Below are 13,049 nucleotides of genomic sequence, written 5' to 3'. Positions count from 1 at the left end.
TTATTTCCCCCCTAATACTTTATCATAAGGATGATCTGTTTCCGGATAAATTTCCGTTGGATAGTCACCGGTGAAACAGGCTAAACATTGGCCACAGTTTTCCATCTTATCTGACCGTCCAATTCCTGCTTTTAAACCGTCAACAGTTAAATAAGCTAACGTGTCAGCGCCCAACTCGTCACAAATTTCTTGCTGGCTTTTCTCCGATGCAATCAGTTCACCTTTCGCTGACGTATCAATTCCATAGAAACATGGATTGACAATCGGAGGAGAACTAATGCGTACATGAACTTCTTTCGCTCCTGCTTCACGAAGGAGTTTAACAATTCTTCTTGCTGTAGTTCCTCTTACGATCGAATCATCAATCATCACGACTCGTTTTCCTTCGACGACACCACGAACTGCCGAGAGTTTCATTTTGACTCCTTGCTCACGTAATGCTTGTGAAGGCTGGATGAACGTACGTCCAACATAACGATTCTTGATTAAACCTAGTTCATAAGGAATACCCGATTCCTCAGCAAATCCGATCGCTGCTGATATACTCGAATCAGGGACACCTGTTACAACATCTGCTTCAATTGGGAATTCCTTTGCTAATTGTTTCCCGAGATTTTTCCGAGCATAGTGTACGTTAATCTCTTCAACATTGCTATCAGGACGAGCAAAATACACATACTCCATCGAACAAATTGTTCGTTTTGTTGAGGGGGTAAACTCATCAATGTGCAAACCATTATCGTCAATTGTAATCAATTCTCCGGGTTGTACTTCTCTAACAAACTCAGCACCGACGATGTCAAATGCACACGTTTCAGAGGAAACAACATATGCATCACCCATTTTACCAATCGAGAGTGGGCGGAGACCATTAGGGTCTAAAGCAACCATCATGAAATCCTCGACAAGAATTGCTAATGCATATGCACCTTTTACCATCGTTAATGCATTTTTCACAGAATCACGAATATCTGGATACCCGTTTCGCTTAATTAAGTGTGCGATGACCTCTGTATCTGAGGTTGTTTGGAAGATACTCCCTTGATGCTCTAACTGTCGCTTCAAGGCCGTCGCATTAACAATGTTCCCATTGTGAGCTAAAGCGAGACTGCCAATTTGTGAATTAAACTGCAACGGCTGACAGTTGATAAAGTCACTCGTCCCTGCCGTTGTGTAGCGAACGTGTCCAATCGCACCGTTTCCTTTCAGACTATCTAAGATATCAGGGTTAAACACCTCATTTACAAGGCCCATCCCTTTATGAATTTTCAGCTTTTCTCGATCCGTGACAACGATTCCTGCCCCTTCTTGTCCTCGATGCTGAAGGCTGTGTAAGCCATAATATGTGATGTGTGCAGCTTCATCGTGATTCCAAACTCCAAAAACTCCACACTCTTCGTTTAGTCCTTTGATTTCAGGTAACATGAAATAGCACCTCTCCAAGCATCCTCCATCGGCTGGACGCTCTCGTTGATTAGGGTTTTACCCTTTTGATCTTTCACATGAATGTTCGCTACTTTTGTTACATTTCCAATCGCTTTTGCTTCTGGTATCAATTTCTCAAACGCTGCCTGATCTTCTTTCTTCACCGTCAAAATATAACGAGAGGCAGATTCACTAAAGAATGCTGCTAATACATCGCTATCTTGCACAGTAACTTCCGCTCCAAAAGATGTTCCGAATGCTTTTTCTGCAAGTGCAACAAGGAATCCACCTTCTGATAAATCATGAGCTGACTGGACAGTTCCCTGTTGGATTGCCTTAAGTACTTGAGCTTGTCTTGATTTTTCAATAGTCAAATCAATTGAAGGTGATGGACCATAGATTTTTCCTTCTGTCATTTTTTGCAATTCACTTCCGGAAAACTCATGTTTTGCTTCGCCAATTTGATAAATCACATCTCCAGCTTGTTGAAACGATTGCTTTGTAATATGATCCAAATGGTGAATTAGACCAACCATACCAATGACAGGCGTCGGATAAATCGCTCCTTTTGCGGTTTCATTATACAATGAAACATTTCCACCTATTACAGGAGTGCCCAACTCTCTACATGCTTCGCTTAATCCGTCTGTGGATCTCTCGAGTTGCCAGAAAATTTCAGGTTTTTCTGGACTTCCGTAATTTAAGCAGTCCGTGACACCTAATGGTTCAGCACCAGAACAAACGAGGTTTCTTGATGCTTCAGCAACAGCTAATTTCCCGCCCTCATAGGGGTCCAAATAAATGTAGCGAGAATTACAGTCAGTTGTCATTGCCAACGCCTTTTCTGTTCCTCGAATTCGAATCACACCAGCGTCAGATCCAGGAGCAACTACAGTGTTGGTCCGTACCATATAATCGTATTGCTCATATACCCATTCTTTACTAGCAATCGTTGGTTGCTGAAATAAATCTTTTAATGTTTTTGTAAAATCTGTTACGTCAGGACGGTAATCTTTTATTTCTTGAAATTCCCGGAAATAACTTGGCTCTTTCGATGGTTGGTGATAAACAGGTGCATCTTCAGCAAGAGAATCAACAGGTACATCTGCAACTATTTCTCCTTGATGAACAAGCTTCAATCGATGATCATCCGTCACTTTACCGATCACCTTCGCTTCAAGCCCCCAGTTTTCAAACAAATTGATAAATTCCTGTTCACTACCTTTTTCCATAACGAGTAACATTCTCTCTTGAGACTCTGACAACATCATTTCGTACGGTGTCATAGCTTTTTCTCTTTGTGGCACATCATCTAAATTCATTTCAATCCCTGATCCTGCTTTACTAGCCATTTCAGCTGAAGACGAAACAAGTCCTGCTGCCCCCATGTCTTGGATACCAACTAATTTAGGGTGTTTAACCGCTTCAAGACAGGCTTCAATCAGCAATTTCTCCATAAAAGGATCGCCAACTTGAACCGCTGGTCGTTTCGCCTCCGATGCTTCACTTAATTCTTCAGAAGCAAAAGTCGCCCCGTGAATTCCATCTCGCCCAGTGCTTGCGCCGACGTATAAAACTGGATTACCGACGCCTTTAGCTTGACCTTTTTGAATATCTTTGTGGTCAATTAAACCCACGCACATCGCATTAACTAGAGGATTCCCCTCGTAACATGGATCGAATTGGACTTCACCACCCACAGTTGGAATGCCAATACAGTTTCCGTATCCAGCAATACCAGCTACAACGCCTTCAAAAATATATTTGACCCTTGGATTTTTCAGTTCGCCGAATCGAAGGGAGTTTAACAAAGCAACGGGACGTGCGCCCATCGAAAAGATATCGCGAATAATCCCACCTACACCAGTAGCTGCTCCTTCATAAGGTTCAATAGCTGACGGGTGATTGTGGCTTTCAATTTTGAAAACAACGGCTTGCTCGTCACCAATATCAATAATACCGGCGCCTTCACCTGGTCCTTGCAAGACTTTCTCTCCAGTAGTCGGGAACTTTTTCAAAACGACTTTGGAGTTTTTATAACTACAATGCTCAGACCACATAACAGAAAACAATCCTAGCTCCGTGTAATTAGGCAGTCGCCCCATGATGTCTTCAATCAATTGAAACTCTGCGTCAGTGACACCCATTTCTTTATAGATCTTGTCTTTTTTTATGATAGCCGGTGTCGGTTCATGAAGTAATTGCATGCTGTTCCCTCCAATGCTTAACAATCGATTGAAAAAGTGCTAATCCGTCTGAAGACCCTAATAAATTATCCACAGCTCGCTCTGGGTGAGGCATCATCCCCAGTACATTACCTTTTTCATTTGTTATTCCCGCGATATTGTCGATAGATCCGTTAATATCTTCTTTATACGTAAAGACAATTTGATTGTTTGAATGAAGCTTTTTCAATGTTTCATTGTCACAATAGTAGTTTCCATCTCCATGAGCAACGGGAATAGTAATCGCTGCTTCTTGCTCATAGTTACCTGTAAACATTGTCTCACCATTTTTCACTAAGAGCTCCGTTTGTTTACAAATAAATGTCAGGTTGGCATTTCGTCGCATTGCTCCTGGTAGCAACCCTGCTTCTAGTAACACTTGAAATCCGTTACAGACTCCAAGAACTGGTTTGCCCTTTTTTGCGGCTTCTTCTACTGCTTTCATAATTGGTGAAAAGCGTGCAATCGCTCCAGATCGCAAATAATCTCCATAGGAAAATCCACCTGGAAGGAGAACTGCATCAAAACCTTCGAGGCTCGTTTCGTCATGCCACACGTAAGTCACGTCTTCACCTAGCTCATCTTGAATGGCATGAAACATATCTAAATCACAGTTGGATCCTGGAAAAACGATGACAGCGAACTTCATGTAGAGACAACCTCCTCTGCCTCAAAGCTATAATCTTCAATAACTGGGTTTGCAAGCAACTTGTCACACATTTCTTTCACTTGTTCTTCCATCGTTTCTGGTGACGCTTCAATACGAAGATTCATCACCTTGCCAATTCGAACGTCTTCTACTCCTGTATATCCTAAGTGGTGTAGAGACGTTTTTACCGCCGATCCTTGAGGATCTAATACACCTTCCTTTAGTGTCACAAATACTTTTACGTCATAAGTCATTATGATTGTCCTCCTAGTCTAGAAAAAATAGTTTCATAACCTTCTTGCAAATTCCCTTGTCCAAAACGAAATAAATCTTTATCAAACGATTTTCCCGTTTCCTTATCCCAAAGTCGGCATGTGTCTGGCGATATTTCATCCGCCAATAAAACCTTACCAGATGCATCTCGTCCAAATTCCAATTTAAAGTCGATCAGCTGAACGTCGATGCGTTCAAATAATGGTATCAATTGCTCATTTACTGCCAAGGCTTTCTCTTTAAGCAACTGAACTTCTTTATCCGTCGCTAACTGCATCGCACGAACGTGTTCGTCATTCATGAGTGGGTCGCCCAGCTCATCGTCCTTGTAATAAAACTCAACAATTGGTTGCGAAAAAATTTGTCCGCGTGTCAAACCTAGGCGTTTCACTAAGCTGCCAGCTGCTACGTTTCTGACAACGACCTCAATCGGGATAATGCTCACTTTCCTTATAAGTTGCTCCGTTTCAGATAGCCGCTCAATGAAATGGCTTTTGATCCCTTGCTTTGCTAATGTCGAAAAAATCAAGGAACTGATTTCATTATTTAGACGCCCCTTACCTACTAGCACATCTTTCTTTTCGCCATTAAACGCCGTTGCCTCATCTTTGTATTCTACCCAAAGCACTTCCGGTTTCTCTGTCTCATAAATCCGTTTGGCTTTGCCTTCATATAAACATGTTTTTTTCTCCACCAGAGCGGCCTCCTATTCATTCAGATCAGAATATTGGAAATTTTCTCTATAAAGAGAGCGGACGAGCCGCTCTTTATGATAACTATCCTTGTAAACCTAATCGATCAAAAATCGTATCGACATGTTTTAAATGATGACGATAATCAAAACATTCATCTAATTCAGCACTTGAAAGATGTTTTGTAATTCTTTCATCGGCATCGACCAAGCTGCGGAATTGTACTGCTTGCTCCCAAGCATCCATCGCTTTTGGCTGGACGATATCATATGCTTCTTCACGTGACATCCCTTTATCTATCAATGATAGAAGCACGCGTTGAGAATAAATCAAGCCGTATGTTCTTGTCATATTCCGCTTCATATTTTCAGGGAATACAGTTAAATTTTTCACGATGTTCCCAAACCGATTTAACATATAATTCAAGGCAATCGTTGCATCTGGAAGGATGATTCGCTCGGCTGAAGAGTGAGAAATATCTCGTTCATGCCACAATGCCACATTTTCATAAGCCGTAACCATATGACCACGGATAACACGAGCAAGTCCTGTCATATTTTCAGATCCAATCGGGTTTCGTTTATGTGGCATAGCTGATGACCCTTTTTGTCCTTTTGCAAAAAATTCTTCCACTTCTCTTGTCTCACTTTTTTGCAGAGCGCGAATCTCCACCGCCATTTTTTCAATTGAAGAGGCAATTAAAGAAATAGTTGCCATGTAATGAGCATGACGATCGCGTTGTAATGTTTGTGTTGAGATACGAGATGCTTCAAGACCTAATCCCTCGCACACATACTTTTCCACTGAAGGGTCAATATTGGCATAAGTGCCCACAGCACCAGACAACTTTCCTACTCTAACAGTTTCTGCGGCCTGACGAAAACGTTCTAGGTTGCGATTCATTTCTTCATACCAAAGCGCCACTTTCAACCCGAAAGTTGTTGGTTCAGCATGAACACCGTGAGTACGACCCATCATTACTGTATTTTTATGTTCAATTGCCTTGTTTTTGAGGATTTCAATAAAATTTAATAGGTCCTTTTCGAGAATTTCATTCGCTTGTTTAAGTAAGTAAGATAAAGCCGTGTCTACTACATCCGTGGACGTCAGACCGTAATGAACCCACTTCCGTTCTTCCCCAAGAGATTCAGAAACAGCACGCGTAAAAGCTACCACGTCGTGTCTAGTTTCTGCTTCGATTTCATGAATTCGATCCACTTCAAAAGAAGCATTTTTCCGAATTTTTTCAACATCTTCCTGCGGAATATCTCCTCGTTTAGCCCACGCTTCACAAGCGACAATTTCCACTTCAAGCCACGCTTGAAATCGGTTTTTCTCTGTCCAAATCTCTCCCATTTCCGGGCGTGTATACCGTTCAATCATTGTTGTTCCTCCTATTATTCTTCTTCATCCAGCTTCCAAATACCTGACTGGTTAATTTCTTTAAGAGTTTGTTCAACGTCATCTGTCAAAAATGTAATGTGACCCATTTTTCGCCCCGTACGTGATTCTTTTTTTCCATACAAATGTACGTGACCATCCGGAAGCCCTTCTAAATTTTTAATGACATCATCTACGTGCTCTCCCAATATATTTACCATCACAGCAGGTTTGAGTAGATTCGTTTTCCCTAAAGGCCACCCACAAATAGCACGGATATGTTGTTCAAATTGAGATGTTTCACATGCCTCCATTGTATAATGACCAGAGTTGTGAGGCCTTGGTGCTAGTTCGTTTACGTAAACGATATTATCATCAGTTACGAACATCTCGACGGCTAGTGTACCAATTAAGTGAAACGATTCAGCTAAGTGCGTTGCAATCTCTACCGCCTGTTGTTCAATTTCATAAGGAATCCTTGCTGGGACAATCGATTGATGTAAAACATTGTTCACATGAATGTTCTCAGCAATAGGAAATGTCGTCATTTCTCCTGTAGTACTTCTTGTAACAACTATCGAAATTTCTTTATCAAATGGAACCCATGATTCCAATACAAAAGGACCTTTTCCTTCCATCTCTTTCCACGCTACAGGGATATCATTGTTAGTACGAATGACTTGCTGACCTTTTCCGTCATATCCTCCACGAGTTGTTTTTAGTACAGCCGGTAATCCGAGTGCTTCTCTCGCTTTCTGTAATTCAGCCTGTGTTTCCAAAGCGCGATAACGAACAACGGGAACTTGAAACGATTTAATCGCTTGTTTTTCATGAATACGATTCTGTGTAATTTCAAGAAGATCACTTCCCTGAGGTAGGTACGCTTGTTTTTCCAACCACGTAGCAGTTTCTGCATCGATGTTCTCAAATTCATACGTGAGAACATCACACAGCTCGACAAATTTTTCTGCCCCTTTTAAATCATCATAAGCCGACTCTATTTGATAGTCAGCGACCTGCCCACAAGGCGAGTCAGGAGTCGGTTCTAGTACAGCTACGCGATAGCCCATTTCACGAGCAGCTAAAGCCATCATTCTGCCAAGTTGTCCTCCTCCGAGAATTCCTACTGTTTTACCAGGTGCAATCCAGTCCTTCCTCATATTAACTCTCCCTCTTGCATCACTTCTTGTTTCTTTTTTTCACGTCGAAGTTCTAGCATGTTTTCTATTTCTTTATCGTGTATTGACAATTGTTGTGCAGCTAAAAGAGCTGCATTTATCGCTCCTGCTTTACCAATTGCCACAGTAGCAACCGGGACACCAGCTGGCATTTGCACGATCGAAAGAAGTGAATCCATACCATCGAGCGCTTTCGATTGAATAGGCACACCAATAACAGGAATCGTCGTTTTCGCTGCAACCATTCCTGGAAGGTGAGCTGCCCCTCCTGCACCAGCAATAATTACTTCCAATCCTCGTCCTCTTGCAGTTTCTGCATAATCGAACATAAGATCTGGTGTTCTGTGGGCTGATACTACTTTCGTTTCAAAGGGAACTCCTAGCTCTTTCAACGTTTCTGCTGTTTGTTTCATTGTTTCCCAATCGGATGTTGAACCCATGATGACGCCAATTTTGACTGTCATATTAAAAACCTCCTATTTTTCGTTTCTATACAAGAAAAACCTTAACACCATCCTAAAATGGACTTTTCTTGAAATGGACGAGTGTCTAATCTCTATTATACTTTTTTCGTCAAGAAAATTAAAATTTACTAAAAAATATTAGAAAAACTTTGCTTGTCGCCAAGTTCTTTATGGCGAAAGCCTTAGTTTTTCTTATACTTTAATCCTTTAGCGAAGTTAAAAATTCTTAAAGTATAATAAAAACGTGCCTTATCGTCCATTCACTACGAGGGACAATAAGACACGTTTAGATGATTGTACAATGTTAGATCATCGCACATGAAAAACTGTGCAACAAAGAATAAGTCAAGATTTACATCTGACCTCTTAACGTGTACATTTGTGTCCATCTCCCTCATAGTCCGCCGATTAAGGTCAGCAGGTAGAAACTTTCAGGCCAAATTCCTGATTTTATATGAGGTGACGTATTAAATTTTATATCTCTATCATATCAATATGAGGCAAATGAGTCAACTTGTTTTCGAACAATTATTTGTTTTTTCGACACAATCGTTCGGAATTGACGTTGTTGTATGTTTGTTTCTGGTGGACGTTTGTCATTTATTTCATATTTCGACCTACAAAATCGCTTATTCAACACGAACTTTCTTAGTACCGTCAATGTGATTCGCACGCGATTATTTTCTGTTAAAAAATTAGAAACATTTTCCAAGCTGTTTCGTATAGTTACTTAATAAAGTATTTCTGAAAGGTGTTGCTATGCGATGGATACACTAAAAGTTAAACTTAATTATGCTGGTTACCAAAAAAACAGTAAAATCATCAGCAATATTTCCTTTGATATTTATCCAGGCGAGTTAGTAGGATTGATCGGCCCGAATGGAGCTGGAAAAAGTACAATTATCAAGGCTATTCTCGGTCTATTAAACGAAGTGAACGGAGAAATTATCATTCCCGGAAAAAATCAGTATGCTTATATTCCAGAACACCCTACATACTATCAAGAGTTCACTTTATGGGAACATATTGAACTAGCAAAAGCCGTCAACCAGATTGACGGCGACGAGTATGATCAACGAGCAGAAGAACTGCTTCGCATATTTAGACTACACAAAAAAAAACATCAATTTCCGACTTCATTCTCGAAAGGGATGCAACAAAAGTTAATGATCATCATCGCACTCCTTATCAAACCTAAAGTCTATATCATTGATGAACCCTTTATCGGTCTTGACCCAAAAGCTATAAAAGATTTCTTATTTATACTTGAGCAAGAAAGAAAGCGCGGGGCAGCCATTCTCATGTCTACTCATGTTCTAGACACAGCAGAAAAAATATGTGATCGTTTTTTACTCGTCAATCATGGTCAACTCATTGCTCAAGGAACTTTAGCTGAAGTACAAGAACAGAGTGAGGTGGATGGCTCACTCATGGACTGCTTTTATGAGTTGATGGAGGATATGGAATGATGACTCCTACTCAGTTATTTTTTCGTCGATTAAAAACAGAATGGCAGTATAAATATAAAGTGTGGAAAACAGCGGTAGATTGGATCGTTTGGATGTACGTTCTTATTCCAATCTTAATCATTATCGGCTATCAATATTATTCGATTTGGTCAGAACAAGCGGAATGGATCGAATCATTCCCCGTCTCCGCAACATGGTTTGTGTTTTTCTTTCTTAGTTCGAAAGGTACGGTACGCCTGTTCATTGAAGAAGCTGACTTACTTTTTATAAGACAAAGTGACTCATGGATGAACAAGCTAATGAAATCAGGCATCATTTATTCTGCATTAGTTTCTGTTTTTATAGTTATCGTTGTCACGGTAATTTTTTTGCCAGTTTGGTATGTATACGAAAGTGTATCGTTCCTTGAGGTGATTATCTTCATGACCTTTGCGATTATTTTTCGATTAAACGTTCAGCTCATTAAACAAATGCTGTCTGTTCGATTCCAAAGTTGGAAGTTACTTTTCATTAATAATGCCTTCATGATATGTTCTTTCGCTATTTTTAGTATCTTTTTATTCAGTCAGCTATTTGTCCGTGGCTTTGTAGTTTTAATGTTTTTTATTTTGCTTAGTTTTCTTATTAAACGACGACTAAATATGAAATGGAGTTTCTTTGCCGATTGTTTGAGAGAACAACAGCAACAAATGAAATTAACCGCATTATTTATAGGAGCTTCAGGGTACAAGGTTGAGCGGAAATTTCGCAATCGGAAACAGCCACTTTTACTTTTTTCTGAGTCTGATAGATTATTTAAAGAGCGGTCGAACAGAAATATTATTAGTGAAATCTTCATCAAATTTGTCATACGTAACAAATCGAAACTATTGGTGATTATCCAACTGACAATCGTATTTATGTTCGCTCTTTCCATTGCACCTTTCTGGTTGAAGTGGCTCCTACTACCCATTTGCATATTTAGTGTCATTCATTACACTCGATTAAGTTGGCAAGAATTGAAAGATCATTCATTTTTTAAGTTATATCCGTTTGCCGATCAAGAGGAAACCGTAATCGGAGTGAAAAAAGCAATCGCGTGGCTTGCACTACCCAGCTGTTTTTTGTTCGGGTTAATGGTTGGCTGGGGCGCATATTCATTTTTAGTAGGCATCGGTGTTGCTTCTTGTTCTGTTCTCGTTGGCTATTATTACTTTATAAAAGATTTCTTTATTTAATTGGAATAGCAACAACTCTCTGTCACAATCAGAAAGGCGCAAATCAATAATTGATTTGCGCCTTTCTTCAAGTTCATCACTCTTCGATAAGCTTTCCTTCGAACACAATTCTTTGATAAGCGACCTCTACATCATTCTTCCCGCCGCCTTTTACTTCTTTTAAAACAGGCTCTTCCATTCTCCGTACCGGCATATACCCTTGTTTTTCCATCCGCAAAAGGCATTGCTCTACGGATTCATTTTCTTCTACGTCAAATCGCATTTTTTTCTTCTTAGCTGCCATAAAATTATCTTTTCACTCCTTTGAGCCAGAATCCACCAAAGAACGCTTTCGTTTCGTGAGAGATAATAAATGCGGAAGGATCCAAATCTTTCACCTGATGATAGAGTTTTCTTTCATATTTACGGGACGTTAAGATTTCCATCATTAATCGTTCCCCCTCTCGACCGTATGCAACCCAGTTCGTAACACCATAACCTAAATCACGAAGCCGATTTGGAATGTCTGGTTCGTACTCTTTCGTAATTACATTAACTGTAATATACCCTAATGCTAGTTTTTCTTCAATCTTCATTCCTACCATAACACCTATTCCATACCCGATAGCATAGGCAATTAAATTTTCCGTTCGATCTAGATTATCTAATACAATCCCTAACCCCACAATGTAAATGAGAATCTCTATCACACTTACACCAGCCGCTATATACCTTTGCCCCTTTAATGTTAAAATCATTCTCACAGTAAATAGGGTTACGTATGCTATATTTATTACTAAAATAATAATAATCATGCCTACAACTTGATCCATAATTGCCGAAAAAATAACAAATACCCCCATAAAACATTATTATTAATCAAAATATACATATTACCGAATATAACTCACCACAAAGACATATAAGTGCGATTTACTATATATAACATCTATTTTCAATAATAATAACCCAATTTATTTTAAAAAGATATAGTTATTTTTGCAAAATTCCCCCGAAATTATTTGGTGATTATTACATAAAATAATCTTGCAAAACAGACAATTTCCCATTAACATTACGTATATGGTTGAGTAGAGCAGAGTTTAGTTGAGAAAAGAAGAGGAGAGATGAGGAAATGAAGAAAACTGAGTTGTATTCGCAATTAGGAATTGCGATGACGTGTCGATCTTATCAAGAATATGAGAACATGTTTATGCTAGAGCGAGGTTTATTTAGTAGGGAAAAAACTCTTGATATTGCATCTGGAGCATCATCATTTTCCGCTGAATTAAACCATATGGGATACGAAGCGATTGCTATTGACCCTTTATACAGGCTCTCATGTGAAGAAATTGATCGCTTAGGAAGAGAGGAAATTAAAATAGCCTCGCAAAAATTAAGTAAAAATAAAGACCGTTTTGTATGGAACTATTACCATAATGTTGAGCATCACGATGAAATTAGAAATTTATCTTTAGATCAATTTCTAGATAGTTATCGAAGAGATACATTAAAGGAAAAGTATGTTGCAGCTAGTTTGCCATCATTACCTTTTGACAACGATACGTTTTCATTCGTTTTTTGTAATCACTTTTTATTTCTATATCAAGAGCAATTTGATTATGCCTTTCATTTAGAAGCCATTCTTGAAATGTTACGAGTTACAAAAAAGGGTGGTTCCATTTACATCTATCCATTAGTCGGTTTTAAAGATGAACTTTATCCTCAATTAAATCAACTCATAGAAAGTTTAATTGATAATGGATTCAACGCTACATTAACTGAGACAAATTTTCGATTTCTTCCATCAGCAACTCATTTTCTAAAAGTTAAAAAATAAACAAGCAAGCTACATTAGTAGCTTGCTTGTTTTTAAGCGACAACATTTATCATTTGTGTCGATGGTTTAAAGTAATTTCAATCTTTTTTCTCAGTCGTAACATTCATTTCGAAGCTTGAGCAGTTCGCACTTTCTTGACAATTTTTATTTAACTCGCATACTGCACATTTTCCTTGCTTGCTGCGAATAATAAATTTATATAAACTATATCCTGCATAGGCGAAAATTAGACTTGCAATGATCCAACTAATCATCTAT

At 39.2% G+C, this 13,049-nt stretch carries 15 protein-coding genes and 1 riboswitch; of the genes, 3 read left to right on the top strand and 12 right to left on the bottom strand.

Features of this window, described 5'->3' with window-relative positions; translation table 11 throughout:
* The 9 genes from purF to ACM26V_RS21070 form a co-directional block, all read right to left on the bottom strand.
* Nucleotides 1-1,425, bottom strand: coding sequence for an amidophosphoribosyltransferase (purF, locus tag ACM26V_RS21110; RefSeq protein ID WP_416148741.1), 1,425 nt, complete (start codon nucleotides 1,423-1,425; stop codon nucleotides 1-3).
* The gene (purL, locus tag ACM26V_RS21105) at nucleotides 1,401-3,632 is read right to left on the bottom strand and encodes a phosphoribosylformylglycinamidine synthase subunit PurL (RefSeq protein WP_416148740.1); all 2,232 of its coding nucleotides are present in this window, start codon (nucleotides 3,630-3,632) and stop codon (nucleotides 1,401-1,403) included. The genes purF and purL overlap by 25 nt, the downstream gene beginning before the upstream one ends.
* Complete coding sequence (purQ, locus tag ACM26V_RS21100; protein WP_416148739.1) at nucleotides 3,616-4,299, bottom strand: phosphoribosylformylglycinamidine synthase subunit PurQ; 684 nt, start codon at nucleotides 4,297-4,299, stop codon at nucleotides 3,616-3,618. The genes purL and purQ overlap by 17 nt, the downstream gene beginning before the upstream one ends.
* Nucleotides 4,296-4,553 (bottom strand): phosphoribosylformylglycinamidine synthase subunit PurS, encoded by a 258-nt coding sequence (purS, locus tag ACM26V_RS21095; RefSeq protein WP_416148738.1) that lies wholly within the window; start codon nucleotides 4,551-4,553, stop codon nucleotides 4,296-4,298. The genes purQ and purS overlap by 4 nt, the downstream gene beginning before the upstream one ends.
* The gene (purC, locus tag ACM26V_RS21090) at nucleotides 4,553-5,266 is read right to left on the bottom strand and encodes a phosphoribosylaminoimidazolesuccinocarboxamide synthase (RefSeq protein WP_416148737.1); all 714 of its coding nucleotides are present in this window, start codon (nucleotides 5,264-5,266) and stop codon (nucleotides 4,553-4,555) included. Before purC ends, purS begins: the two co-directional genes overlap by 1 nt.
* An 82-nt stretch (nucleotides 5,267-5,348) precedes the next feature.
* Nucleotides 5,349-6,647, bottom strand: a complete 1,299-nt coding sequence (gene purB, locus ACM26V_RS21085) for an adenylosuccinate lyase (protein ID WP_416148736.1) — start codon at nucleotides 6,645-6,647, stop codon at nucleotides 5,349-5,351.
* 14 nt (nucleotides 6,648-6,661) lie between these two features.
* A complete protein-coding gene (gene purK, locus ACM26V_RS21080; RefSeq protein ID WP_416148735.1) occupies nucleotides 6,662-7,804 on the bottom strand; it encodes a 5-(carboxyamino)imidazole ribonucleotide synthase in 1,143 nt (380 codons plus the stop codon).
* Nucleotides 7,801-8,286 (bottom strand): 5-(carboxyamino)imidazole ribonucleotide mutase, encoded by a 486-nt coding sequence (gene purE / locus ACM26V_RS21075; RefSeq protein ID WP_416148734.1) that lies wholly within the window; start codon nucleotides 8,284-8,286, stop codon nucleotides 7,801-7,803. Before purE ends, purK begins: the two co-directional genes overlap by 4 nt.
* Before the next feature lie 377 nt (nucleotides 8,287-8,663).
* Nucleotides 8,664-8,764: riboswitch (purine riboswitch) on the bottom strand.
* A gap of 12 nt (nucleotides 8,765-8,776) precedes the next feature.
* Nucleotides 8,777-8,959: a hypothetical protein gene (locus tag ACM26V_RS21070; protein ID WP_416148733.1), complete on the bottom strand. Its 183-nt coding sequence runs from the start codon at nucleotides 8,957-8,959 to the stop codon at nucleotides 8,777-8,779.
* A 91-nt stretch (nucleotides 8,960-9,050) separates the two neighbouring features.
* Here ACM26V_RS21070 and ACM26V_RS21065 point away from each other — a divergent pair, with 91 nt between their 5' ends.
* Both ACM26V_RS21065 and ACM26V_RS21060 read left to right on the top strand, forming a co-directional pair.
* Nucleotides 9,051-9,755: an ABC transporter ATP-binding protein gene (locus ACM26V_RS21065; RefSeq protein ID WP_416148732.1), complete on the top strand. Its 705-nt coding sequence runs from the start codon at nucleotides 9,051-9,053 to the stop codon at nucleotides 9,753-9,755.
* Nucleotides 9,752-10,972, top strand: coding sequence for an ABC transporter permease (locus ACM26V_RS21060; RefSeq protein WP_416148731.1), 1,221 nt, complete (start codon nucleotides 9,752-9,754; stop codon nucleotides 10,970-10,972). Before ACM26V_RS21065 ends, ACM26V_RS21060 begins: the two co-directional genes overlap by 4 nt.
* 76 nt (nucleotides 10,973-11,048) lie before the next feature.
* Here the strand turns inward: ACM26V_RS21060 and ACM26V_RS21055 are convergent, their stop codons facing one another.
* Nucleotides 11,049-11,255: an NETI motif-containing protein gene (locus ACM26V_RS21055; protein ID WP_416148730.1), complete on the bottom strand. Its 207-nt coding sequence runs from the start codon at nucleotides 11,253-11,255 to the stop codon at nucleotides 11,049-11,051.
* Between the two features lie 4 nt (nucleotides 11,256-11,259).
* The gene (locus tag ACM26V_RS21050; RefSeq protein WP_416148729.1) at nucleotides 11,260-11,784 is read right to left on the bottom strand and encodes a DUF2179 domain-containing protein; all 525 of its coding nucleotides are present in this window, start codon (nucleotides 11,782-11,784) and stop codon (nucleotides 11,260-11,262) included.
* Between the two features lie 302 nt (nucleotides 11,785-12,086).
* On the opposite strand from ACM26V_RS21050, the gene ACM26V_RS21045 reads away from it, so the two are divergent.
* Nucleotides 12,087-12,791, top strand: a complete 705-nt coding sequence (locus ACM26V_RS21045) for a methyltransferase domain-containing protein (RefSeq protein ID WP_416148728.1) — start codon at nucleotides 12,087-12,089, stop codon at nucleotides 12,789-12,791.
* 77 nt (nucleotides 12,792-12,868) lie between these two features.
* On the opposite strand, the gene ACM26V_RS21040 is transcribed toward ACM26V_RS21045, so the two are convergent.
* On the bottom strand, nucleotides 12,869-13,045 hold the full coding sequence (locus ACM26V_RS21040; RefSeq protein ID WP_416148727.1) for a FeoB-associated Cys-rich membrane protein: 177 nt from the start codon (nucleotides 13,043-13,045) through the stop codon (nucleotides 12,869-12,871).
* Nucleotides 13,046-13,049 lie beyond the last annotated feature (4 nt).

It is taken from the genome of Salipaludibacillus sp. HK11, assembly GCF_047795645.1.
Classification (GTDB): domain Bacteria; phylum Bacillota; class Bacilli; order Bacillales; family Salisediminibacteriaceae; genus Salipaludibacillus.
Note: the sequence above shows the minus strand (reverse complement) of the source record. Positions and strands in the feature narration are given on the sequence as shown.